This is a genomic window from Streptomyces sp. NBC_00726, from assembly GCF_045161735.1.
GTDB lineage: Bacteria > Actinomycetota > Actinomycetes > Streptomycetales > Streptomycetaceae > Streptomyces.
Window position 1 is genome coordinate 5,284,400 of sequence record NZ_CP108983.1, and the last position, 22,131, is coordinate 5,306,530.

Consider the following 22,131-nt stretch of genomic DNA (forward strand, 5'->3'; position numbering starts at 1 on the left):
AGTCCGGCCTCTCACGCGTTACGAGCGCTGAGACACCGCAGACACCCAGAGGGGGAGAGCGACATGGCAACGGATTACGACACCCCACGCAAGACCGACGACGACGTCGATCAGGACAGCCTTGAAGAGCTGAAGGCGCGCCGGAGCGACAAGACGGCGTCCGCCGTCGACGTCGACGAGTTCGACGCGGCCGAGGGCCTTGAGCTGCCCGGCGCAGACCTGTCCAACGAGGAGCTGGCCGTACGGGTCCTGCCCAAGCAGGCCGACGAGTTCACCTGCATGAGCTGCTTCCTCGTGCACCACCGCAGCCAGCTGGCCCGCGAGAGGAACGGCCAGCCGATCTGCCGCGACTGCGACTGAGGTCCGGTCGGCCGTGGCAGGGGACACACCGTTCCGCAAGCGGCGCCCCTGGGGCAGAAGGCCACCGGAGGCGCACCAGGGCGGTACAGGCCCGGCAGAAGGCGCAGAGGCGTCTGCCGAGCGGTCCGCCCTGCCACCTTCGCCGGACGGACAGGACGACGAGCGGGGCCTACAGGCGGCCTCGCTCGAAGCAGCCGAAGTAGCGGTACGCGCAGCCCGTGAGGCTGCCGGAGTCGACACGGCCGATGGGGCCGGACAGGTCGGCAGGACGGAGCCCGCGACCGGGGCAGGCCGTCTGAGTTCAGTGAAACGGGGCGTACGCAAGGGCGGGGAGAGCGCCAAGGAAGCGATCGGTCAAATCGCGGACCTGATCATCCACATCGCTCCCCGCGTCCCTGTGCGCGACCTCGCCACCCTGCGCAAGCACTTTCCCGGCCTCGGGCCGGAGGAGATCGCGGACCGGCTCGTCGTGGGCGCGAGCCGCGCGACCGCCACCGTCGGCGCCGGAATCGGCGCGGCGGCCATGATGCCCGTGCCGCCCGCGATGCTCGCCGAGCTGGCCACCGAGGTCACCGGCGTCGCCGCCATAGAGATGAAGCTCGTCGCCGAACTGCACGAGGTCTACGGACGCCGTCCCCCGGGCGGCATCGGCCGGCGCTCCACCGCCTACCTCACCGCCTGGACCGAGGAACGCGGCATCGAGATCACCCGCCCCGCCACGGTCGACGCGGCGCTGAGCGGCCGGATGAAGCGCGAGCTGCGCCGCCAGATCATGAAGCGCACCGTGCGCAATCTGCCGAGCCTGATCCCGTTCATGGTCGGCGCCGCGGTCGGCGCGTCCATGAACCGGCGCGACACCAGGAAGCTCGCGGAACGGGTCCGGAAGGACCTGCGCGAGAAGCGGATCCCCTGGGACCGCCTCCCAGAACAGCCCCCGCTGAGACCCGAAAGCTGAGCCCCGGGCCCTTGAGACCCGCGAGCCCCTAGGGCCTGTCTGACAATTCCCGTCTGCCGGGCGGCGCCATGCACGCACTCTCGCCGCACCGGCCCCAGACCCCAGTACATCCAGTACAGGGGTCTGGGGCCGGCACGCCGAGAGCACCCGCCTGACGCCGCCCGGCCCGCCCTCCGGGCGGACGACGCGAATTGTCAGACAGGCCCTAGGCGGCCCGGACCGCCGAGGTCAGCGCCGCCACCAGCGCCTGCGGGTCGCGCGTCGAGAGATAGACGTACGGGGTCGGGTCCGCCGGGTCCGTGACCTCCACCCGGACCGCCGTCGGGATGTAGCTGCGCAGCAGCATGAAGGCCCGGACGTCAGCCTTGTGCGTCCGCCAGGCGCGCGCCTCCTCGGCGTCCAGCACCTCGGCCGCCCCGAGCGCCGAGACCGGAATCCGGGCGTCCCCGGCGACCAGCGCCCCCGCCACCACCCGGATGCGGGCGGAGCCGTACGAGCTGACCGCGACGGCCGACAGGACCGTGCCGCCGGCCAGGCCGGCGAGCAGCGGCAGAGTGCCCAGCGGCAGCAGCATCAGCGCGCACGCGATGCCGATCAGGACGGCGATCAGCCACCACGAACGGGGTGCGGTGAGGCGTTCGTCGTAGGGCGGGGTCGAAGGCTGCATGGCTCCAGCTTGGCACGGCGCGACCGCCGGGTACCCGCGCGGGTAAGGTCTGCGCCTGTGAGTGGAACATCTGCGGCTCTGACGCCCCCGGCCGACGCGGTGAAACCGGTCCGGCACCCCGAGGCCCCGGCACCCGGCGAGCTCCTCGGCGCGCACTACGAGCACTGCTTCGGCTGCGGCTCCGGCCAGCCCCACGGGCTGCACCTCCAGGCGCGGGCGGGTGAGGGGGTCAGGGTGACCGCCGAGTTCACCGTGAAGGCCGCCCACCAGGGCGCCCCGGGCCTGGCGCACGGCGGCGTGCTGGCCACCGCGCTGGACGAGACGCTCGGCTCGCTGAACTGGCTGCTGCGGGTCATCGCGGTCACCGGACGGCTGGAGACCGACTTCGTGCGGCCCGTCCCCGTCGACACCGTACTGTTCCTCGACGCCGAGGTCACCGCCGTGCGCGGCCGGAAGATCTACTCCCGGGCCACCGGCCGGATCGGCGGCCCGGACGGCCCGGTCGCGGTGCGCGCCGACGCCCTCTTCATCGAGGTCAAGGTCGACCACTTCATCGAGAACGGCCGGCCGGCCGAGATCCAGGCGGCCATGGCCGACCCCGACCAGGTCAGGCGCGCCCGCGCCTTCGAGGTGAACCCGTGACGCGCCACCCCGTCGACGTACTGATCCGCCGGGTCGACCCGGACGTTCCGCTTCCGGCCTATGGGCACCCCGGCGACGCCGGCGCGGACCTCGTGACGACCGAGGCCGCCGAGCTGGCACCGGGGGAGCGGGCCGTACTGCCCACCGGGGTTTCGATCGCCCTGCCCGACGGGTACGCCGCGTTCGTGCACCCTCGATCCGGTCTCGCCGCCCGCTGCGGAGTCGCCCTGGTGAATGCCCCGGGGACGGTCGATGCCGGGTACCGTGGAGAGATCAAAGTGATCGTCATCAATCTCGACCCGCGTGAGTCCGTGCGGTTCGAGCGGTTCGACCGGATTGCCCAACTGGTCGTGCAGCAGGTCGAGAAGGTGCGCTTCCACGAGGTGTCGGAGCTTCCCGGCTCGGCGCGGGCCGAAGGGGGCTTCGGGTCCACCGGCGGCCATGCCGCCGTTGATGTTGATGGCGTCCGGGGCGGGGTTCCCCAGGGCGGGAACAGCTACGCTTCGGTCGAATCCGACCGGGAAGGACAGTGACGTGTTCGGACGTCGCAAGAACAGTGGTGCCGCCGATGACACGGCGGACGAGGCGCGCGAGGCCGAGCAGGTCGTCGACGAGCAGGAGGACGCCGAGGGCGAGTCCCGCCGGACGAACCTTCCGCCGGCACCGCGCCCGGACGGTCCGTGGGACATCAGCGAGGTGTCCCAGCCCGGCGACGGCCGGGTCGACCTGGGCGGCATCTTCGTGCCCGGCGTCGAGGGCATGGAGCTGCGCGTGGAGGTCGCCGGTGACGCGATCGTCGCCGCCACCGTCGTGATGCGCGACAGCGCGATCCAGCTCCAGGCTTTCGCCGCCCCCAAGAAGGAGGGCATCTGGGGCGAGGTCCGCGAGGAGATCGCCTCGGGCATCACCCAGCAGGGCGGCATCATCGACGAGGTCGAGGGCCCGCTGGGCTGGGAGCTGCGCGCTCAGGTCCCCGTACAGCTTCCCGACGGGGCGAACGGCGTGCAGCTGGTGCGCTTCGTCGGCGTCGACGGCCCGCGCTGGTTCCTGCGCGGTGTGATCTCCGGCCAGGGCGCCGTGCAGCCGGAGGCCGCCGGGCTCCTGGAGTCGGTCTTCCGGGACACCGTGGTCGTCCGCGGCGAGGGCCCGATGGCCCCGCGCGACCCGATCGTCCTCAAGCTCCCCAACGACGCCCAGATGGTTCCCGAGGGCGTGCAGCAGGAGGAGCAGGAGGGCTCGAAGTTCTCCGGCGGCATGGCGGGCCTCCAGCGCGGACCCGAGATCACCGAGGTGCGCTGACCCGCACCCGCGGACACCGGCCGGTGGGCCGCACCCCTTCCCGGGGTGCGGCCCACCGGCCTCTGCCCATTGCCCGGTCCCGTGCCACCTGCACATACTGGCGGCCGACAGGACCGAGGACCCACGGGGGAACGCCATGACCGAGAACACCGCCGACGCCGGCACCGGCGGGGGCCCCGGCACGGCCGTCGTAGACGCCCCCATGGTCCGCGTCGAGGACCTGCACCGCTCCTACGGCTCCGGCGCGGGGGCGGTGCACGCGCTGCGCGGCGTCTCCTTCGAGGTGCCGCGCGGCGAGCTCGTCGCCCTCAAGGGGCGCTCCGGCTCCGGCAAGACGACCCTGCTCAACCTGGTCGGCGGCCTCGACACCCCGGACGGCGGCCGGATCACCGTCGACGGCACCGACCTCTCCTCGCTCGGCGAGAACGGGCTCCTGGAGCTGCGCCGGGACCGGATCGGCTTCATCTTCCAGTCGTTCGGCCTGATCCCGATCCTCACCGCCGCCGAGAACGTGGGCGTGCCCCTGCGGCTGCGCAAGGCCGACCCCAAGGAGCGCGAGGAGCGGGTGTCGCTGCTGCTCTCCCTCGTCGGCCTCGCCGACCACGCCGCGCAGCGCCCCGGCGAGCTCTCCGGCGGCCAGCAGCAGCGCGTGGCCATCGCCCGCGCCCTCGCCAACCGGCCCGCCCTGCTGATCGCCGACGAGCCGACCGGGCAGCTCGACGCCGAGACCGGCCTCGCGGTGATGGAGCTGCTGCGCGCCGTGGTGCACAGCGAGGGCGTCACCGCGCTCGTCGCCACCCACGACGCCCAGCTCCTCGGCCTCGCCGACCGGGTCCTCGAACTCGGCGACGGCCACATCGTCGAGCACTGACCAGCGGCCGGGGCAGCGGTATCGGGGTCACGTCGAATACCGGTATCAGGGTTGCGTCAAATCCCGCCGTTCCCCCATCCCCATCCGATATGCCGGAAATTCACCAGGTACTTTCGAACCACGGCTGCCACGGCGGCAGCCGCCTGTTCCGGAAGACGATGGGGCCATGGCGCGCGGCAAACTTCGGATCTACCTCGGTGCGGCACCCGGCGTCGGCAAGACGTACGCGATGCTCGCCGAGGCGCACCGGCGTGTCGAACGCGGCACCGACTGCGTCATCGGCTTCGTGGAGCACCACGACCGCCCGCGCACCGAGACCCTGCTGCACGGCCTCGAAACGGTCCCGCGCCACGAGATCGAGCACCGCTCGGCCGTCTCCACCGAGATGGACGTCGACGCCGTCCTGGAGCGCGCCCCGGCCGTCGCCCTGGTGGACGAGCTGGCCCACACCAACGTGCCGGGCTCCCGTAACGCCAAGCGCTGGCAGGACGTCGAGGAACTGCTCCAGGCCGGCATCGACGTCGTCTCGACCGTCAACATCCAGCACCTGGAATCCCTTGGCGACGTGGTCGAGTCCATAACCGGCGTACGCCAGCGCGAGACCGTGCCCGACGAGGTCGTCCGCCGGGCCGACCAGCTCGAACTGGTCGACATGTCGCCCCAGGCCCTGCGCCGCCGCATGGCCCACGGCAACATCTACAAGCCCGACCGGATCGACGCCTCCCTCTCCAACTACTTCCGCCCCGGCAATCTCACCGCCCTGCGCGAGCTGGCCCTCCTCTGGGTCGCCGACCGGGTGGACGAATACCTCCAGCAGTACCGGGGCGAGCACAACATCCGCACCACCTGGCAGGCCCGCGAACGCATCGTCGTCGGCCTCACCGGAGGCCCCGAGGGCCGCACCCTCATCCGCCGCGCCGCCCGGATGGCGGCCAAGGGCTCCGGCAGCGAGATCCTGGCCGTCTACATCGCCCGCAGCGACGGGCTGACCTCCGCCTCGCCCAAGGAGCTGGCCGTCCAGCGCACCCTGGTGGAGGACCTGGGCGGCACCTTCCACCATGTCATCGGCGACGACATACCCTCGGCGCTCCTGGAGTTCGCCCGGGGCGTCAACGCCACCCAGATCGTCCTGGGCTCCAGCCGCCGCAAGACCTGGCAGTACATCTACGGACCCGGCGTCGGCGCCACCGTCGCCCGCGAGTCCGGCACCGACCTCGACGTCCACATCGTCACCCACGACGAGGTCGCCAAGGGCCGCGGGCTGCCCATCGCCCGGGGCGCCCGCCTCGGCCGGGCCCGCATCATCTGGGGCTGGGCGGTCGGCGTCGGCGGCCCGGTCCTCCTCGCCGTGCTCCTCAAGGCCCTGGAATCCGGCCCCGGGCTCGCCAACGACGTCCTGCTCTTCCTCTTCATGACCGTCGCCGCCGCCCTGATCGGCGGACTGCTGCCCGCCCTCGCCGCGGCCGCCGCGGGCTCCCTGCTCCTGAACTACTGGTTCACGCCGCCCACCCACACGCTCACCGTCCAGGACCCGGAGAACTTCGTCGCCATCGTGATCTTCTTCGCGGTCGCCGTCGCGGTGGCCTCCGTGGTGGACCTCGCGGCCCGCCGCACCCACCAGGCCGCCCGGCTGCGCGCGGAGTCCGAGATCCTGTCGTTCCTGGCCGGCAGCGTGCTGCGCGGCGAGACCACGCTCGCCGCCCTCCTGGACCGGGTCCGGGAGACCTTCGGCATGGGCTCCGTCGCCCTGCTGGAACGGCGCAGCGACGTCGACCCCTGGACCAGCGCCGGCAGCGTCGGCCCGGCCCCGGCCGCCCGGCCCGAGGACGCCGACGTGGACATGCCCGTCGGGGACCATATGGCCCTGGCCCTCACCGGCCGGGTGCTGCCCGCCGAGGACCGCCGGGTGCTCGGCGCCTTCGCCGCCCAGGCCGCCGTCGTCCTGGACCGCCAGCGCCTGGTGGACGAGGCCGAGGAGGCCCGCAGACTCGCCGAGGGCAACCGCATCAGGACCGCGCTCCTGGCGGCCGTCAGCCACGACCTGCGCACCCCGCTCGCCGCGATCAAGGCCGCCGTCTCCTCGTTGCGCTCGGACGATGTCGCCTGGTCCGACGACGACGAGGCGGAGCTCCTGGCAGGCATCGAGGCCGGCGCCGACCGCCTCGACCACCTCGTCGGCAACCTCCTGGACATGTCCCGCCTCCAGACCGGCACGGTCACCCCGCTCATCCGCGAGATCGACCTGGACGAGGTGGTGCCCATGGCGCTGGGCGGCGTCCCCGAGGACAGCGTCGACCTGGACATACCCGAGACGCTGCCCATGGTCGCCGTCGACCCCGGCCTCCTGGAGCGGGCCGTCGCCAACATCGTGGAGAACGCCGTGAAGTACAGCCCCGAGGGCGACCGCGTCACCGTGGCGGCCAGCGCGCTCGGCGCCCGCGTCGAACTCCGGGTCGCCGACCGCGGCCGGGGCGTCCCCGACGAGGGCAAGGAGCGCATCTTCGAGCCCTTCCAGCGGTACGGGGACGCGCCGCGCGGTGCCGGGGTCGGCCTCGGGCTCGCGGTGGCCCGGGGCTTCGCCGAGTCCATGGGCGGCACGCTGGACGCCGAGGACACCCCCGGCGGCGGCCTCACCATGGTCCTGACCCTCAAGGCGGCCCCCGGCCACGCCCCGGCCGCCCCGGGCCTTCCCGCGCGGGTCACGTCGTGAACCGCCCGGACCGCCCGAATCTCTCGGACCGCCCGGACCGCCCGGACCGCCCGGACCTCCCCGTACAGACACACACCCCGCAGAAAGGCAGGACCCCGATGACCCGGGTGCTCGTGGTCGACGACGAGCCGCAGATCGTACGCGCTCTCGTGATCAACCTGAAGGCGCGCGCGTACGAGGTGGACGCCGCCCCCGACGGGGCCACCGCCCTCCAGCTCGCCGCCACCCGCCACCCCGATGTCGTCGTCCTCGACCTCGGGCTGCCCGACATGGACGGCGTCGACGTGATCCGCAGCCTGCGCGGCCGGACCCGGGTCCCGATCCTGGTCCTCTCGGCCCGCCACACCTCCGACGAGAAGGTCGAGGCGCTGGACGCGGGGGCCGACGACTATGTGACCAAGCCCTTCGGCATGGACGAGCTGCTGGCCCGGCTGCGGGCCGCGGTGCGCCGGGCCGAGCCGGTCGGCCAGGACGGCGGCGACCAGGCCGTCGTCGTGGAGACCGCGGGCTTCACCGTCGACCTCGCCGCGAAGAAGGTGCACCGCGACGGCCGCGACGTACGGCTCACGCCCACCGAGTGGCACCTGCTGGAGGTCCTGGTCCGCAACGGCGGCCGGCTCGTCAGCCAGCGCCGGCTGCTCCAGGAGGTCTGGGGGCCCTCGTACGGCACCGAGACCAACTATCTGCGCGTCTACATGGCCCAGCTCAGGCGCAAGCTGGAGGCGGACCCGTCGCACCCCCGCCACTTCGTCACCGAACCCGGCATGGGTTACCGCTTCGAGCGCGCCTGAAACCCACGGACGGGCCTGCACCTGTCCTCCGTACGGGTGAGACGGCGGCCACCCGCCATGACCTCGCAGGACCGGTACCCTTCGGGTATGAGTGCTGTCCCTCGATCCGAGAAGCTCCACAAGGGCGACCGGCCGTCCGGGCGCTTCCGGCGCATGCTCGACCGGCTTTCCAGCTCCCAGGAGGACCTGGAGTGCGAGGAGCTGGAGGAGGACTCGCAGGCGTCGGGGTGCACCCTGATCTCCGAATGCACCGACCGCCAGATCGTGAAGGTCACTGGTACCTTGCGGACGGTCACCCTGCGGCCCCGCGCCGGAGTGCCCGCCCTGGAGGCGGAGCTCTTCGACGGCACCGCACCGCTCGACGTGGTCTGGCTCGGCCGCCGCTCCATCCAGGGCATAGAGCCGGGCCGCAAGCTCATCGCCTCCGGCCGGATCGCGATGAGCCACGGCCGCCGGGTGCTGTTCAACCCCAAATACGAACTCCGACCGCTCGGCAAGGAGTAGCCGGTGACGTCTCTCGACAAGCCGACGTCCGACACGGACCGCACCACCGACCAGCAGGAGGCCGACAGCAGGGCGGTCACCGAGGCCGCGCTCTTCGAAGCCTTCGGCGGCGTGAGGGGCATGGTGGAGACGGTCCTGCCCGGGCTGCTCTTCGTCACGATCTTCACCATCGACAAGAACCTCACCTACTCGGCCATCGCGGCCCTGGCGGTGTCGCTGGCGCTCGTGGTCGTCCGGCTGATCCGCAGGGACACCGTCAAGCACGCCTTCAGCGGCGTCTTCGGTGTGGCCTTCGGCGTGGTCTTCGCCAAGATGACGGGCAACGCCAAGGACTTCTACCTCCCGGGCATGCTCTACACCCTGGGCCTCGCCCTGGCCTATCTGGTCACCGCGGCCGCCGGCCTGCCGCTGATCGGCCTGATCCTGGGCCCGGTGTTCAAGGAGAACCTCTCCTGGCGCACCCGTAACCCCGGCCGCAAGAAGGCGTACACCAAGGCCAGCTACGCCTGGGGGCTGATCCTGCTCGCCAAGTGCGCGATCCTCTTCCCGCTGTACTGGTGGGCAGACACCACCCAGCTCGGCTGGGTGCTGGTCGCGCTGAAGATCCCGCCGTTCCTGCTGGCGGTCTACCTGACCTGGGTCTTCCTCGCCAAGGCGCCGCCGCCGATCGACGTCTTCGCCGAGATGGAGGCGGAGGAGGAGGCCGAGAAGGCCCGCAAGGCGGCCGCCGCCGAAGCAGCCGGCGGCCAGGAGTTCTGAGGCGTACGTGAGAGGGGCCCCGCCACCGGCTGGTGGCGAATTCGAGGGGTCGTTGCAACACTGCTGGTCAGCTGGCTAGGTCCAGTAGCTTAGCGAGGCGCTCGGCTGGGGTTTCCCAGCCGAGCGTTTTGCGTGGGCGGCTGTTGAGTTCGGCGGCCACGAGCTCCAGGTGGTTGGGGGTGTGAGCGCTCAGGTCGGTGCCCTTGGGGAAGTACTGCCGCAGCAGGCCGTTGGTGTTCTCGTTCGATCCCCGTTGCCAGGGACTGGCCGGGTCGCAGAAGTAGACGGGGATGTTCGTGGCCACGGTGAAGGCTTTGTGGGCGGCCATCTCCGAGCCCTGGTCCCAGGTCAGGGAACGCCATAGATGCGGCGGCAGGGCCTGGACAGTGGCGGCGAGCGCGTTGCGGGTCGCGACAGCACTGTGCCCGATCGGCAGGTGCACGAGCATCACGTAGCGGGTGGCTCGCTCGACGAGGGTGCCGATGGCGGAGCGGCCGTCCTTGCCGATGATGAGGTCGCCTTCCCAGTGGCCGGGAACTGCCCGGTCAGCGGCTTCGGCAGGGCGTTCACTGATCAGGACCATGTCCTTGATGGGGCGGGAGGTGCGCTTGTGGGCCTGGCGCTGCGGACGCCGGCGGGCCCGGCCCGTGCGCAGGGAACGGGTCAGCTCCCGGCGGAGTTCTCCGCGGCCCTGGACGTAGAGGGCCTGGTAGATCGTCTCGTGGGTCACGTGCATCTCCGACCGGTCGGGGAAGCGTGCCCGCAGAGCCTGGCAGATCTGCTCAGGGCTCCACCGCATCGTGAGGTGGTCCTGGATGAAGTCCCGCAGTTCGGGGTTGTGGCCGATCTTGCCGATCTTCGGGCGAGGCCGGCGGGCGTCTGCACGGGCCTGGGCGGTGTGAGGCCGGTAGTACCAGCCTCCCTTGGGCATGGTCCGCCGGTTGCGGCGTATCTCGCGGCTGATGGTGGACGGGCTGCGGCCCAGCTCGGCGGCGATCTGCCGGATGGACGCCTTCTCGCGCAGCCGGTCGGCAATGTGGATGCGGTCGCGCTCCTGGAGGAACCGCGAGGGGCCGCAAGACGGCGACTCCAGATCTTCCGCAGCCACGGACGCGTGCCCGAGCTCCTGGTAGAGCGGAGGAACTGCCTTGCGGCCCCTCTTGTGACCGTTGCGCCACTTCTTGCCCGTGCGGCGGTCGATGCCGACGATTCGGGCCGCTTCCCGGGTGCTGTAACCCTGCTCCATGAGCTGGAAGTATGCGGCCCGTTCCCGGGTCAACGGCTTGCGCCCCTGCCGGTTCCTGTCCTTGCGGATTTCGAAGTCCATGACACCCCTTGAACTGGGGTGTTGCAACGACCACTAGAACTTAAGGGTGACGGGGCCCCTCTCACGTACGCCTTACGCCTCCGAGTCGCCCCGGCGCACCGACAGCAGGTCCTCCAGCTGCTCCTCGCGTGCCTGCGCGGCCACGAACAGCAGCTCGTCACCGGCCTCCAGGCTCTCCTCCGGGCTCGGCGTCAGCACCCGCTGACCCCGGATGATCGTCACCAGCGAGGTGTCCTCCGGCCAGGCGACCTCCCCGACCTGGGTGCCCGCCAGCGCCGACTCCGGCGGCAGCGTCAGCTCCACCAGATTCGCGTCGCCGTGGCTGAAGCGCAGCAGCCGGACCAGATCGCCGACGCTCACCGCCTCCTCGACCAGCGCCGACATCAGACGCGGCGTGGACACCGCCACATCGACGCCCCACGACTCGTTGAACAGCCACTCGTTCTTCGGGTTGTTCACCCGGGCGACGACCCTCGGCACGCCGTACTCGGTCTTCGCCAGCAGCGAGACGACCAGATTGACCTTGTCGTCGCCCGTCGCCGCGATCACGACGTTGCAGCGCTGGAGCGCCGCCTCGTCCAGCGACGTGATCTCACAGGCGTCCGCGAGCAGCCACTCGGCCATCGGCACCCGCTCCACCGAGATGGCGGTCGGCGCCTTGTCCACGAGCAGCACCTCGTGCCCGTTCTCCAGCAGCTCGCCCGCGATGGAACGCCCCACCGCACCGGCCCCGGCAATCGCGACACGCATCAGTGACCGCCCTCCTCGGGGCCCTCGGCGAAGGCCGCCTCGACCTTCGCGATCTCGTCCGTACGCATCATCACGTGAACGAGGTCGCCCTCCTGGAGCACCGTCTGCGACGACGGCAGTATGGCCTCGCCCAGCCGGGTCAGGAACGCGACGCGCACGCCCGTCTCCTCCTGGAGCGTGCTGATCTTGTGACCGATCCAGGACGGCGTGGTGTGCACCTCCGCGAGCTGCACCCCGCCGCTCGGGTCGCGCCACAGCGGCTCCGCGCCCGACGGCAGCAGCCGGCGCAGCATCTGGTCCGCCGTCCAGCGCACGGTCGCGACCGTCGGGATGCCCAGCCGCTGATACACCTCGGCGCGCCGGGGATCGTAGATCCGCGCCGCGACGTTCTCGATGCCGAACATCTCGCGCGCCACCCGGGCCGCGATGATGTTGGAGTTGTCGCCGGAGCTCACCGCCGCGAACGCGCCGGCCTCCTCGATCCCCGATTCGCGCAGCGTGTCCTGGTCGAAACCGACCCCGGTGACGCGACGGCCGCCGAACCCGGAGCCGAGACGCCGGAACGCGGTGGGGTCCTGGTCGATGACGGCGACCGTGTGCCCCTGCTGCTCCAGGGTCTGCGCGAGAGCGGCTCCCACTCGCCCGCAGCCCATGATGACGATGTGCACCTTGCGCCTACCTCGCAGTCCTGGTCATCCGGCTGACCTGCGAAAACACCCTGCTCACACTCTTTCCTCGGCTGGCCGGGCAAACAACGGGGCAACGGTGTGCCCCGTCGCCCGGTTACGAGCTTATGCCGCGCCGGTCGCGTCGCCTCATCCGAGTGTGCGCATCGCGGCGCGGCTGTGGCAAAAGCGACGTGGCCGGGGCCCTTTCCGGCGGCGCGGCGCAAGGATCGCGTTAAGGATTCCACGGCGTTTCCGGCCGAGCGCAGGACACGGGCGGGCCACGCCGGTGCAGCGGGGGCGGGCCCCATGGCGAACCCTTACGATCCACTGCGTGTCCAAACTGACCGACGTGCCCAAACGGATCCTGATCGGACGGGCCCTGCGCAGCGACAAGCTGGGGGAGACGCTCCTCCCCAAGCGCATCGCGCTTCCCGTCTTCGCATCCGACCCGCTGTCCTCGGTGGCGTACGCACCCGGAGAAGTCCTCCTCGTGCTGTCCATCGCGGGTGTGTCGGCGTACCACTTCAGCCCCTGGATCGCGGTCGCGGTCGTGGTCCTGATGTTCACGGTCGTCGCCTCCTACCGGCAGAACGTCCGCGCGTACCCGAGCGGCGGCGGCGACTACGAGGTCGCCACCACCAACCTCGGCCCCAAGGCCGGGCTGACCGTCGCCAGCGCGCTGCTGGTCGACTACGTCCTGACCGTGGCCGTGTCGATCGCCTCCGGCGTGGAGAACCTGGGCTCCGCGATCCCCTTCGTGGTCGAGCACAAGACGGCGTGCGCGGTCGTCGCCATCGTTCTGCTGACCCTGATGAATCTGCGCGGCGTCAAGGAGTCCGGAAAGCTCTTCGCCATCCCCACGTACCTCTTCGTGGCCGGCGTCTTCCTCATGATCATCTGGGGTGCCTTCCGCGGGCTCGTCCTCGGCGACACCATGCACGCCCCGACCTCCGGATACACGATCAGGGCCGAGCACCAGGGGCTGGCCGGCTTCGCGCTCGTCTTCCTGCTGCTGCGCGCCTTCTCCTCCGGCTGTGCGGCGCTCACCGGTGTCGAGGCGATCAGCAACGGCGTGCCCGCGTTCCGCAAGCCGAAGAGCAAGAACGCCGCGACCACGCTCGCGATGATGGGCCTGCTCGCCGTCACCATGTTCTGCGGCATCATCGGCCTGGCCATGGCCACCGACGTCAAGATGGCGGAGAACCCGGCGAAGGACCTGATCAGCGACGGCAGCCCGGTCGGCGCGGGCTTCGTCCAGGACCCGGTGATCTCGCAGGTCGCGGCCGCGGTCTTCGGCGACGGCACGTTCTTCTTCGTGATCCTCGCCGCCGCCACCGCCCTCGTCCTCTTCCTGGCCGCGAACACCGCGTACAACGGCTTCCCGCTCCTCGGCTCGATCCTGGCCCAGGACCGCTATCTGCCCCGCCAGCTGCACACCCGCGGCGACCGGCTCGCCTTCTCCAACGGCATCGTGCTGCTGGCCGGCGCCGCGATCCTGCTGGTCGTGATCTACGGGGCCGACTCGACCCGGCTCATCCAGCTGTACATCGTCGGCGTGTTCGTCTCCTTCACGCTCAGCCAGACCGGCATGGTCCGGCACTGGAACCGCCATCTGGCCGTCGAGAGGGACCAGGCCAAGCGCCGCCACATGATCCGTTCCCGGGCGATCAACACCTTCGGCGCCTTCTTCACGGGCCTGGTGCTCGTCGTCGTCCTCGCCACGAAGTTCACCCACGGGGCCTGGGTGGCGCTCCTCGGCATGGTCATCTTCTTCGGCACGATGACCGCGATCCGCAAGCACTACGACCGGGTCGCCGAGGAGATCGCCGCCGACGAGAGCGCCCCGGACGAATCGATCCGCCCCTCCCGGGTCCACTCGATCGTCCTGGTCTCCAAGCTCCACCGCCCCACCCTGCGCGCCCTCGCCTACGCCAAGCTGATCCGCACGGATCACCTGGAGGCGCTCTCCATCAGCGTGGACCCGGCCGAGACGAAGGCCCTCAGGGAGGACTGGGAGCGGCGTGGCATCAACGTACCGCTGAAGATCCTCGACTCCCCGTACCGCGAGGTGACCCGCCCGGTCATCGAGTACGTCAAGAGCCTGCGCCGGGAGAGCCCGCGCGATGTGGTGAGCGTCTACATCCCGGAGTACGTCGTCGGGCACTGGTACGAGCATCTGCTGCACAACCAGAGCGCCCTGAGGCTCAAGGGCCGGCTGCTCTTCACACCCGGTGTGATGGTCACCTCGGTCCCGTACCAGCTGGAATCCTCCGAGGCGGCGAAGAAACGCGCCCGCAGGCGTGCCGACTGGAACGCGCCGGGCTCGGTGCGCCGGGGCCCGGTGGAGCGCAAGCACAAGGAGCCGACGCCGAAGGGCTGAGGCGGGGCCGCCGCGTGTGGTCGGCGGCCGGGCGACACCGACGTAGACTCGTAGGTTGTTGTCCGGCCGCCGGCCGTCCCCTTCCCTCCCTGGAGCCCGCCCCTCATGCAGAACGAATCCACGTCGCCGCTGACCGGGGAGACACAGCCGGAGTCGCTGGTCGGGCGGGAGTACGAGGTCGAGGTCGGCCCGGTCGCGCACGGCGGGCACTGCATCGCCCGCACGGACGAGGGCCGGGTGCTGTTCGTACGCCACACCCTGCCGGGCGAGAAGGTCGTCGCGCGGATCACCGACGGCGCCGAGGACTCGCGCTTCCTGCGCGCGGACGCGGTGGAGATCATCGACGCGTCCAAGGACCGGGTGCCGGCCCCCTGCCCGTTCGCCGGTCCCGGCAAGTGCGGCGGCTGCGACTGGCAGCACGCCAAGCCGGGCGCCCAGCGCCGACTGAAGGGCGAGGTCATCGCCGAACAGCTCCAGCGCCTCGCGGGCCTCACCCCGGAGGAGGCGGGCTGGGACGGCACGGTCATGCCGGCCGAGGGCGACAAGCTCCCGGCGGGCGAGGTGCCGGCCTGGCGGACCCGGGTCCAGTACGCGATCGACGCGGACGGCCGCGTCGGCCTGCGCAAGCACCGCTCGCACGACATCGAGATCATCGACCACTGCATGATCGCCGCGCCCGGGGTCTCCGAGCTGGGCGTCGAGCAGCAGGACTGGCCGCAGATGGCCACGGTGGAGGCCATCGCCGCCACCGGCTCCCACGACCGCCAGGTCATCCTGACCCCCCGCCCGGGCGGCCGGCTGCCCCTGGTCGAGCTCGACAAGCCGGTCTCCGTGCTCCGCGTGGACGAACGCGACGGCGGCGTGCACCGGGTCCACGGCCGCGGCTTCGTCCGCGAGCGCGCCGACGACCGCACGTACCGCGTCGGCTCCGGCGGCTTCTGGCAGGTCCACCCGCAGGCCGCGAACACCCTGGTCCGCGCGGTCATGCAGGGCCTGCTGCCCCGTAAGAACGACACGGCCCTCGACCTCTACTGCGGCGTCGGCCTCTTCGCCGGCGCCATCGGCCAGCGCATCGGCGAGAAGGGCGCGGTCCTCGGCATCGAGTCCGGCAAGCGCGCGGTCGAGGACGCCCGCCACAACCTGGCGGACCTGGACCGCGTCCGCATCGAACACGGCAAGGTCGACCAGGTCCTGCCCCGCACGGGCATCACCGAATGCGACCTCATCGTCCTGGACCCGCCCCGCGCGGGCGCGGGCCGCGCCACGGTGAAGCAGCTGGTGGGCCTGGGCGCCCGCCGCATCGCGTACGTGGCCTGCGACCCGGCGGCGCTGGCCCGGGACATCTCGTACTTCGCGGAGGGCGGGTACCGGGTGCGGACGCTGCGGGCGTTCGATCTGTTTCCGATGACGCACCATGTGGAGTGCGTGGCGATTCTGGAGCCGGTCGCCAAGGGCGCCTGAGCTGGGGAGCCGACTGCACCTCGCCGACGGCGATGTGGTCCGGGGTCTTGAGTGGCTGGTATCGTCTCGCCGCTCAGATACCAGTCCGGTATCATTCCTGTATGGCGATGACACTCCGACTCCCCGAAGACCTTGACGCGAAGCTCACCGAGCGGGCTCGTCGGGAGGGTCGCAGCAAGCAGGAACTTGCCATCGAGGCCATCCGTGACGCTCAGCACCGGGCCGAGCTGAAGGTCGATGACGTCCTGGCCGAGCTGATGGACAGCGATGCGGAGATCCTGGACTACCTGAAGTGACGCGAGTGCGCTACATCCATATCGACGAGATCCTGGCCATCGCCCGCACGGTCAACGATACCGAGCACAGCGTGCGTGACATGGGACTCCTGGTGTCAGCGGTCGAACGGCCCCGGACGAACGTGTTCGGGGCCGAGCTGTATCCCGCGCTGCACGAGAAGGCGGCGGCACTGCTGCACTCCGTCGCTCGCAATCACGCGCTGATCGACGGCAATAAGCGCACCGCCTGGCTTGCCATGCGTGTCTTCCTGCGGTTCAACGGCGTCAGCGCCGGTACCGCCCCGCCATCCGTCTCCGTGGCCGGCCCGTTCGTCGAGGAAGTCGCGCAGGACAACATCGATGTACCGGCTATCGCCAAGCGCCTGTCGGCCTGGTTCCCCGTTTCCTGACGTTCGACGTCGTGAACCGTGGAGAACCGTGCGGCTTCGTGTCCGATGCCACGGAGCCGCACGGTGGTTACCTCGGAAGCCGACGCCCGGATCGTCCGTTATCTACGTCCGATGCGGAGGACGGAGCAGGGGAACTCGTGCTCGCGGACCGGCCGGGTGTCCGCGCGGCGCCCGGGCCGTCCGGGCGGTCGACCCGTACGTTCAGGCTCCCCGCCGCCGGAGCGTCCGCCTCCTCGCCGGACGCAGTGAGAGCGCGCTCCTCGGTGATGCGTTCGACCTGGGTGGAGGGAAGCTCCCGCAGCCCTTCCCGGGCGAGATGCCACGCTCTGGCGCGCCGCGTGCAGCAGGGAGGAGCCGGTGAGACGGCTCGCGCCGTCCTGATCCGTCAGCTTCTCCAGGAGAGCCAGGGCCATCTCGGCCTCCACGTCCGACCGGTCGGCCCGCAGGCGCGTGCAGACCCGGTGGACCGTCCCGGTCAACCGGGGCAGGGCCAGCCAGATGGCCAGGAGTTTCCCCGTGCTGTCTGGAGTCAGGTCGCTCTGCGCCGTGCGGATGACCTCTTTTGAGGCGAACGCACTGCTGTGCGGTGGATACATTATGGAATGTCCTCTCTTTGGACTGCGGAAGCCTGAGTCCGGAGGTGCTGGAGATACCGAGATGCGGAGCCGAGAGACGGACCCGACCTGCGAGTCGGGATCGCCGTCAGGGGCGGGGGTCGGGGGTGGGGCGGTGGGTGTGCAGCTGATAGACCATTTCGTCCGGGCACCGTTCCAGGCGGGCCTGGCGCCAGGCGGATTCGTAGGGCAGGGGGGTTGTGCTGCGTCGTTGGACGAGCAGGGCCCGGAGGCTGGTCAGGGGGTCCAGTAGCGCCCACCACAGGACGGGGGTCATGGATGGGCCCTTCGAGGTGACCGGTCGGGCCCGGGCAGGTCCGGCGGCTCGGTATTGCTGGGCAGGCTGCCGCCGTTCAGTGCCTTGAGGGAGTCGGAGAGCACGACCATGGCCTGCTGCCGCTTTTCGATGTCCGTGAACCCTTGGCCGACCTGCTGCCACTGTTCCAGGAGCGGGAACCACCATTGGTCGCAGGAGCGGATGAGGCGCGCGAGGCGCTGGAGTTCGGCGATGTGCTCGTCGCCCAGGGCGCCGGGGGCGTGGTGTTCGAGTTGGTCCAGGACGATGAGGTCCGGGTGGTCGTAGAGGTTCTTCTTCAAGAAGCGCAGGCGGCGGACGCGTTGCTCGTCCGCGGCCTCCTGCGCCAGCAGTTCCTGTGCCGCGCCGGGCAGGCCGAGGGCCACCTTGGCGCTCAGCAGGCAGTGGTTCGGGGCGCGGCGAGGCAGGCGGCCCAGGGTGGCGTTGACGGCGTCCTGGGCAGCGGGCACGTCCGAGGCTCGCAGGCGTACCGCTGTCTCGGCCGCCGCGGCATGCACGGTGGCGCGTGCTGTCTCCTCCACGTTGGAAGGCACTCGCCACAGCGGTCGCCAGGTGATGGTGTACCGGGCCTCGAAGGCGATCCCCTCGGTGGCGCTGGGCAGCAGCCGCGGCTGGGCAGACCTGCTCGTACGGACCGCGCGGTGCCACGGCCACCTCATGCGAGGTCCTCTTCGAGCGGGAAGACCGGGCGCAGGCGGCTGTCGACGAGATGGCTGTAGAAGTCGTCGGCCACACTGACGGTCCCGGAGGTGTAGATGCCACGCAACCCGTTCATGAACCTCAGGCCGGCCTCGAACATGTTCTGGCCGCGCAGCGCCGGCAGCAGCTGGTCACGCAGCTGTGTGTAGGCGCCGGGATCGTCGGCGCAGGCACGGATCCAGTCCGTCAGGCGTGAGATGACCTCGGCGGCGGTCTCGGATGAGGACAGCAGATCGTGGACGCCACGCTGTACGTCGATGTCCGGGGGAGCGGAACCCACGAGCCACGGTGTGCCGTCCTGGCGCAGGGTCATCAACGCGAGGAAGGCCAGGGCGCCGCTGCGTGCGGAGGAGACCTTGCCCTGCTGCCAGCCCCGGACCTCACCGGCCAGGCGCTGGACGACGGCGGGATGCCGGAGCAGAGCGTCGAAGGCGGCCTGGACCTGGCCGACCACGGCCGCGTCGGTGTTCTTGTGCGCGACCCGGCGCAGGCGCACCATGGCCCGCTTGGCCAGAGACGTGGCGACGGAGGAGTCCTCCAGGACGCGCCGGCAGAGCGCGATCACGATGGGCGCGTAACTTTCCTTCTCCGCCCACCCGTACAGCGCCTCCCAGACGAGGCGTCCGACGTGTTCATTGCGTACGGCGCTCTCCATGACCGCGCCGAGCACCTTCGGACTGCTGCTGCCGACCAGGCTGCCCAGTGTCGTGAGGTAGTCCGCCGATCCGTGCCGCACGGTGAGTTCGGCCAGCGCGGTCACCGCGTGGTCATCCGGATCAGTGCTCTGAGCCGTCGCGACGAGCCAGGTGAGCAAGGGCTCACGCATGACGTCGTAGTTGTCCCAGACGTACTCCAGCACCGCGCGTCCATAGGCGGGCCGGTCGAAGACCACGGTGTCCTGCGTGTCGACCCGGCCTCCGACATCCTGGATGCGGCGACGCATTCCCCGTCCGGCCAGCGCGTTGAGCGGCGGTGAGAATCCCGTCGCCGTGCCGGGGGTGTCGGGGGCGCCCTCGACGGCCTTCAGCAGTGCGGCGGCGCTGCGTGCGATGACGGGCAGGGGTGCCGACTGCCGCACGGCCAGAGCCAGCAGGAGGCAACGGTCGTCCACGGTGAGCGAGGGGTTGTCGTGGGTGTGCAGACCGTTCATCTCGCCGAACCTGCGGTCGAGTTCCACGCGCCAGTCGGTCAGCGCGGCAGTGACACGGCCTTCGAGGCCGGTGTCGGCTTCCGTCTCGCCTTCGGCCTGCGTGAACGAGTGCTCGGAGCTGGCGCGGAGGTGCTCCTCCCAGGCCATGACGACGGTGCGCGCGGCCCGTACGGCGGCCACTGCCGTCAGTCCGCGCAAGGAGGCCGTGGCTTTGGGGAAGGAGTGGAGTGAGGTGACGAGCCGGTCGTAGCCGTTGGCGGCCAGATGCGCCTCGACGACGCGTTGGGCATCGGGCGGCTCGTGCAGATGAACTACCCGGATGCCGTCACGATCGCTGAGGCGGTGGTCCTTCCACAGGTCCTGTGCGACGGTCAGCACGAGATAGGAGCGGCAGTCGCGCAGGTGGGAGGCGTGTTTCGACAGGGCGTTCAGGAAGTCGGCGGACACCTGGTCGTTGTCCGGATGCTTGAGGTCGAGTTGGTACGCGTGCGCCTTCTCCAGCGGCAGGCGTCCCTGGCGGGGGGTGTCCCAGTCGGCGTCCAGCTGAACCACGGTGGTGTCGTCAGCGGTGTGCTCGGCCAGCAGTCGCAGAGCGAGGGTGGTGGAGCCGTACGAACGCGGTGCGACGATGACGAGGACAGGGCGGTGAGGGCGGCCGGTGACGGGATCGACCAGCTGCTCCCAGACCTGGTCCCAGTGCGGGTTCCGAACGAACGGCTGGTCGAGCAATTGCTTCCGGCTCTGCTCAACGCCCTCCAGCAGATCCCGTTTCCGGGTTTCCAGGATCACTTGCTCGATGTGGTGGGCGACGACTTCGGGGTTGCCGTACACGTTTGTCGTGTCAGGCCGATCGAACGGTACGTCGGACATGCGGGAACTCCAGTGTGAGTACGGGGTGGGCAGTCGGGCGGATGGCCGGACGCGTCACGGCCGGCGACGATCGATCCGCACGGTGCCGATGCTGGTGGCGATCGTGGCGTCGGTGACCTGACCGTGGAACTGGAACGTGCCGCCACTGCCGGCAGCCGGTGTCGCCGGTGCGTCGCCCGGCCGCGCAGTGGAGGCGGGAGCGGCGGCCGGCGATGCGGTGTCCGTGACGTAGGGGCGTACGGCCGGTCCGGTCAGGCCCGGCACGTGAATCCGGCAGGGCTGTGCGACGAAGCCGGGCTTGTCGCCGACGTGGGCGACCGCTTCGAGGAAGTGGTGCGGGCCCAGGTCCGGTGTGCGTCCCGCGTGCAGGGTGCGGTGGTAGACGGTCTCGGAGAGCGCGGCGGCCAGGAAGCCGCCGCTGTCCTTCGCCGCGGACAGCGCCTGGCGGGTCGCCCGGCTGTCGAGCAGCCGGACGGTGTCGTTGATGGCGTCACCGCGGTGGTGGGGCAGGGACAGCGGGCCGATGTGCACACTGGCCCGCAGCCGCAGGGCGGGACTGCTGGCCAGCCGGTGTCGCTCGTAGCGCACCAGAGCCGCGTTGAGCCGGCCCAGCAGCGGGTCCACGAGCCGGGCCAGGGCCGACGGCGGGAACAGCAGGATCGCCCCGTCGCCCCTGTCCTTGCAGCCGCCGGGAAGCTCCTGCGGGTCGGGCAGCCGGCACTCGGCGAGCACGGTCGCCACGATGTCGTCCACGTCGCACCGGGCGGCGGTCATCCTCGCTTCGGGGATCTGGCTGTAGCTCTCCATGTCGATCGCCACGAGGGCGAAGTCGGCGGGTACGTCCAGGGGTTCTGCGGGCAGCGGCGCATTCATAGGGCACCGTCCTTTCAGCACAGGCGGTCAGGGGAGTGACCATGCTGATCGGGCGGGACGGCCGCCGCTGCCCAGTAGTGGGCACGCCTGAAGTGCGGCCCGTCACTCCTGCGTACGCGCGTGCGACTGGATCGAATGGATGTCCCGTACGAGGAGCCCGCCGCTGGACGTGGTGCGGACCCAGTCCTGCTCGCGCCAGGGCTTGAGCGCGTTGACGACCGCGTTGCGGGAGGCACCGATCATCTGGGACAGCTCCGTCTGGGTCAGCCGCACGGCGAGCGCCGAATCCGACGTGGACGCGGCCTCGACCAGCCGCGACAGCGCCGATGCCAGGCGCAGTGGGACGGAGGCTGTGGCCAGTTCGAGCCGGACGGCTTCCGATTCCCTGACCCGGGCGATGGCATGACGCAGGAGAGGGGCCAGCAGATCGTGCTCCTCGACGAACGTGAGGAAGGCGGCGGCCGGGATGATGCGCACCCGGCAGGTCTCGGCGGCGATGACCGTGGCGGTGCGCGGCTGGGAGTCCAGCACGGCCAACTCGCCCAGTAACTCACCGGTGCCGCGTACGGCGAGAAGCGTCCTCTGCCCGCAGTCGCCGGCCAGGGTGATCAACGTCGACCCGGACTCCAGCACGATCACGTGCGTCGCCGGGTCTCCCTGACGGAGCAGCACACTCCGAGCGGGCCTGACGCGCTGTGGTGCGAGCGCCGTCAGGTGTGCCCATGACTTGTCGCCGATCACCGTGGCATGTGGCTGGTACATGCGTCCCCCCCTGCTGTG

23 protein-coding genes are annotated in these 22,131 nt (G+C 70.8%); 14 read left to right on the forward strand and 9 right to left on the reverse strand.

The window, feature by feature from the left end; translation table 11 throughout:
• The first annotated feature begins 63 nt into the window (after positions 1-63).
• Both OG338_RS23695 and OG338_RS23700 read left to right on the forward strand, forming a co-directional pair.
• On the forward strand, positions 64-360 hold the full coding sequence (locus OG338_RS23695) for a DUF4193 domain-containing protein (protein ID WP_392186614.1): 297 nt from the start codon (positions 64-66) through the stop codon (positions 358-360).
• 13 nt (positions 361-373) lie between these two features.
• The gene (locus OG338_RS23700; protein ID WP_405939226.1) at positions 374-1,315 is read left to right on the forward strand and encodes a hypothetical protein; all 942 of its coding nucleotides are present in this window, start codon (positions 374-376) and stop codon (positions 1,313-1,315) included.
• A 205-nt stretch (positions 1,316-1,520) separates the two neighbouring features.
• Here OG338_RS23700 and OG338_RS23705 read toward each other — a convergent pair whose 3' ends face one another.
• Positions 1,521-1,982 carry a DUF3093 domain-containing protein gene (locus OG338_RS23705; RefSeq protein ID WP_405939227.1) on the reverse strand — a complete coding sequence of 154 codons (462 nt, stop codon included), beginning with the start codon at positions 1,980-1,982 and terminating at the stop codon, positions 1,521-1,523.
• A 57-nt stretch (positions 1,983-2,039) separates the two neighbouring features.
• On the opposite strand from OG338_RS23705, the gene OG338_RS23710 reads away from it, so the two are divergent.
• From OG338_RS23710 to OG338_RS23745, 8 genes are all read left to right on the forward strand, one after another.
• Positions 2,040-2,624: a PaaI family thioesterase gene (locus OG338_RS23710; RefSeq protein ID WP_405939228.1), complete on the forward strand. Its 585-nt coding sequence runs from the start codon at positions 2,040-2,042 to the stop codon at positions 2,622-2,624.
• A complete protein-coding gene (gene dut / locus OG338_RS23715) occupies positions 2,621-3,157 on the forward strand; it encodes a dUTP diphosphatase (protein WP_405939229.1) in 537 nt (178 codons plus the stop codon). The genes OG338_RS23710 and dut overlap by 4 nt, the downstream gene beginning before the upstream one ends.
• A gap of 1 nt (position 3,158) precedes the next feature.
• On the forward strand, positions 3,159-3,923 hold the full coding sequence (locus OG338_RS23720; protein ID WP_405939230.1) for a DUF3710 domain-containing protein: 765 nt from the start codon (positions 3,159-3,161) through the stop codon (positions 3,921-3,923).
• 136 nt (positions 3,924-4,059) lie between these two features.
• Positions 4,060-4,794, forward strand: a complete 735-nt coding sequence (locus tag OG338_RS23725) for an ABC transporter ATP-binding protein (RefSeq protein ID WP_405939231.1) — start codon at positions 4,060-4,062, stop codon at positions 4,792-4,794.
• Between the two features lie 166 nt (positions 4,795-4,960).
• Complete coding sequence (locus tag OG338_RS23730) at positions 4,961-7,504, forward strand: ATP-binding protein (RefSeq protein ID WP_405939232.1); 2,544 nt, start codon at positions 4,961-4,963, stop codon at positions 7,502-7,504.
• A gap of 98 nt (positions 7,505-7,602) precedes the next feature.
• A complete protein-coding gene (locus tag OG338_RS23735) occupies positions 7,603-8,295 on the forward strand; it encodes a response regulator (protein WP_405939233.1) in 693 nt (230 codons plus the stop codon).
• Positions 8,296-8,382: 87 nt separating this feature from the next.
• Positions 8,383-8,799, forward strand: a complete 417-nt coding sequence (locus OG338_RS23740) for an OB-fold nucleic acid binding domain-containing protein (protein WP_405939234.1) — start codon at positions 8,383-8,385, stop codon at positions 8,797-8,799.
• A 3-nt stretch (positions 8,800-8,802) separates the two neighbouring features.
• Positions 8,803-9,558: a DUF3159 domain-containing protein gene (locus tag OG338_RS23745; protein ID WP_405939235.1), complete on the forward strand. Its 756-nt coding sequence runs from the start codon at positions 8,803-8,805 to the stop codon at positions 9,556-9,558.
• Positions 9,559-9,625: 67 nt separating this feature from the next.
• Here the strand turns inward: OG338_RS23745 and OG338_RS23750 are convergent, their stop codons facing one another.
• The 3 genes from OG338_RS23750 to OG338_RS23760 all read right to left on the reverse strand — a co-directional run bounded on the left by OG338_RS23750 (position 9,626) and on the right by OG338_RS23760 (position 12,303).
• A complete protein-coding gene (locus OG338_RS23750; RefSeq protein ID WP_405940414.1) occupies positions 9,626-10,804 on the reverse strand; it encodes an IS30 family transposase in 1,179 nt (392 codons plus the stop codon).
• Between the two features lie 153 nt (positions 10,805-10,957).
• Positions 10,958-11,635 carry a TrkA family potassium uptake protein gene (locus OG338_RS23755; protein WP_018105403.1) on the reverse strand — a complete coding sequence of 226 codons (678 nt, stop codon included), beginning with the start codon at positions 11,633-11,635 and terminating at the stop codon, positions 10,958-10,960.
• On the reverse strand, positions 11,635-12,303 hold the full coding sequence (locus OG338_RS23760; RefSeq protein WP_018105404.1) for a TrkA family potassium uptake protein: 669 nt from the start codon (positions 12,301-12,303) through the stop codon (positions 11,635-11,637). The genes OG338_RS23755 and OG338_RS23760 overlap by 1 nt, the downstream gene beginning before the upstream one ends.
• 331 nt (positions 12,304-12,634) lie before the next feature.
• On the opposite strand from OG338_RS23760, the gene OG338_RS23765 reads away from it, so the two are divergent.
• The 4 genes from OG338_RS23765 to OG338_RS23780 all read left to right on the forward strand — a co-directional run bounded on the left by OG338_RS23765 (position 12,635) and on the right by OG338_RS23780 (position 16,829).
• Positions 12,635-14,683: an APC family permease gene (locus OG338_RS23765; protein WP_405939236.1), complete on the forward strand. Its 2,049-nt coding sequence runs from the start codon at positions 12,635-12,637 to the stop codon at positions 14,681-14,683.
• A gap of 105 nt (positions 14,684-14,788) precedes the next feature.
• A complete protein-coding gene (locus OG338_RS23770; protein WP_405939237.1) occupies positions 14,789-16,144 on the forward strand; it encodes a class I SAM-dependent RNA methyltransferase in 1,356 nt (451 codons plus the stop codon).
• A 101-nt stretch (positions 16,145-16,245) separates the two neighbouring features.
• Positions 16,246-16,440 (forward strand): ribbon-helix-helix protein, CopG family, encoded by a 195-nt coding sequence (locus tag OG338_RS23775; protein ID WP_030566796.1) that lies wholly within the window; start codon positions 16,246-16,248, stop codon positions 16,438-16,440.
• Positions 16,437-16,829 (forward strand): type II toxin-antitoxin system death-on-curing family toxin, encoded by a 393-nt coding sequence (locus tag OG338_RS23780; RefSeq protein ID WP_405939238.1) that lies wholly within the window; start codon positions 16,437-16,439, stop codon positions 16,827-16,829. Before OG338_RS23775 ends, OG338_RS23780 begins: the two co-directional genes overlap by 4 nt.
• A gap of 702 nt (positions 16,830-17,531) precedes the next feature.
• On the opposite strand, the gene OG338_RS23785 is transcribed toward OG338_RS23780, so the two are convergent.
• The 5 genes from OG338_RS23785 to OG338_RS23805 form a co-directional block, all read right to left on the reverse strand.
• The gene (locus OG338_RS23785; RefSeq protein WP_405939239.1) at positions 17,532-17,720 is read right to left on the reverse strand and encodes a hypothetical protein; all 189 of its coding nucleotides are present in this window, start codon (positions 17,718-17,720) and stop codon (positions 17,532-17,534) included.
• Complete coding sequence (locus OG338_RS23790; protein WP_405939240.1) at positions 17,717-18,418, reverse strand: hypothetical protein; 702 nt, start codon at positions 18,416-18,418, stop codon at positions 17,717-17,719. The genes OG338_RS23785 and OG338_RS23790 overlap by 4 nt, the downstream gene beginning before the upstream one ends.
• Positions 18,415-20,478, reverse strand: a complete 2,064-nt coding sequence (locus tag OG338_RS23795; RefSeq protein WP_405939241.1) for a hypothetical protein — start codon at positions 20,476-20,478, stop codon at positions 18,415-18,417. The genes OG338_RS23790 and OG338_RS23795 overlap by 4 nt, the downstream gene beginning before the upstream one ends.
• Positions 20,479-20,532: 54 nt before the next feature.
• Positions 20,533-21,351 (reverse strand): hypothetical protein, encoded by an 819-nt coding sequence (locus tag OG338_RS23800; protein WP_405939242.1) that lies wholly within the window; start codon positions 21,349-21,351, stop codon positions 20,533-20,535.
• Positions 21,352-21,453: 102 nt separating this feature from the next.
• A complete protein-coding gene (locus OG338_RS23805) occupies positions 21,454-22,113 on the reverse strand; it encodes a Crp/Fnr family transcriptional regulator (RefSeq protein WP_405939243.1) in 660 nt (219 codons plus the stop codon).
• Between the last annotated feature and the right edge of the window lie 18 nt (positions 22,114-22,131).

Coding starts and splice junctions, on each gene's coding strand:
- OG338_RS23740 (WP_405939234.1), top strand. CDS start 8,383: ATGAGTGCTGTCCCTCGATCCGAGAAGCTCCACAAGGGCGACCGGCCG.
- OG338_RS23705 (WP_405939227.1), bottom strand. CDS start 1,982: ATGCAGCCTTCGACCCCGCCCTACGACGAACGCCTCACCGCACCCCGT.
- OG338_RS23770 (WP_405939237.1), top strand. CDS start 14,789: ATGCAGAACGAATCCACGTCGCCGCTGACCGGGGAGACACAGCCGGAG.
- OG338_RS23805 (WP_405939243.1), bottom strand. CDS start 22,113: ATGTACCAGCCACATGCCACGGTGATCGGCGACAAGTCATGGGCACAC.
- OG338_RS23775 (WP_030566796.1), top strand. CDS start 16,246: ATGGCGATGACACTCCGACTCCCCGAAGACCTTGACGCGAAGCTCACC.
- OG338_RS23695 (WP_392186614.1), top strand. CDS start 64: ATGGCAACGGATTACGACACCCCACGCAAGACCGACGACGACGTCGAT.
- OG338_RS23785 (WP_405939239.1), bottom strand. CDS start 17,720: ATGACCCCCGTCCTGTGGTGGGCGCTACTGGACCCCCTGACCAGCCTC.
- OG338_RS23800 (WP_405939242.1), bottom strand. CDS start 21,351: ATGAATGCGCCGCTGCCCGCAGAACCCCTGGACGTACCCGCCGACTTC.
- OG338_RS23725 (WP_405939231.1), top strand. CDS start 4,060: ATGACCGAGAACACCGCCGACGCCGGCACCGGCGGGGGCCCCGGCACG.
- OG338_RS23790 (WP_405939240.1), bottom strand. CDS start 18,418: ATGAGGTGGCCGTGGCACCGCGCGGTCCGTACGAGCAGGTCTGCCCAG.
- OG338_RS23750 (WP_405940414.1), bottom strand. CDS start 10,804: ATGGAGCAGGGTTACAGCACCCGGGAAGCGGCCCGAATCGTCGGCATC.
- OG338_RS23735 (WP_405939233.1), top strand. CDS start 7,603: ATGACCCGGGTGCTCGTGGTCGACGACGAGCCGCAGATCGTACGCGCT.
- OG338_RS23755 (WP_018105403.1), bottom strand. CDS start 11,635: ATGCGTGTCGCGATTGCCGGGGCCGGTGCGGTGGGGCGTTCCATCGCG.
- OG338_RS23730 (WP_405939232.1), top strand. CDS start 4,961: ATGGCGCGCGGCAAACTTCGGATCTACCTCGGTGCGGCACCCGGCGTC.
- OG338_RS23795 (WP_405939241.1), bottom strand. CDS start 20,478: ATGTCCGACGTACCGTTCGATCGGCCTGACACGACAAACGTGTACGGC.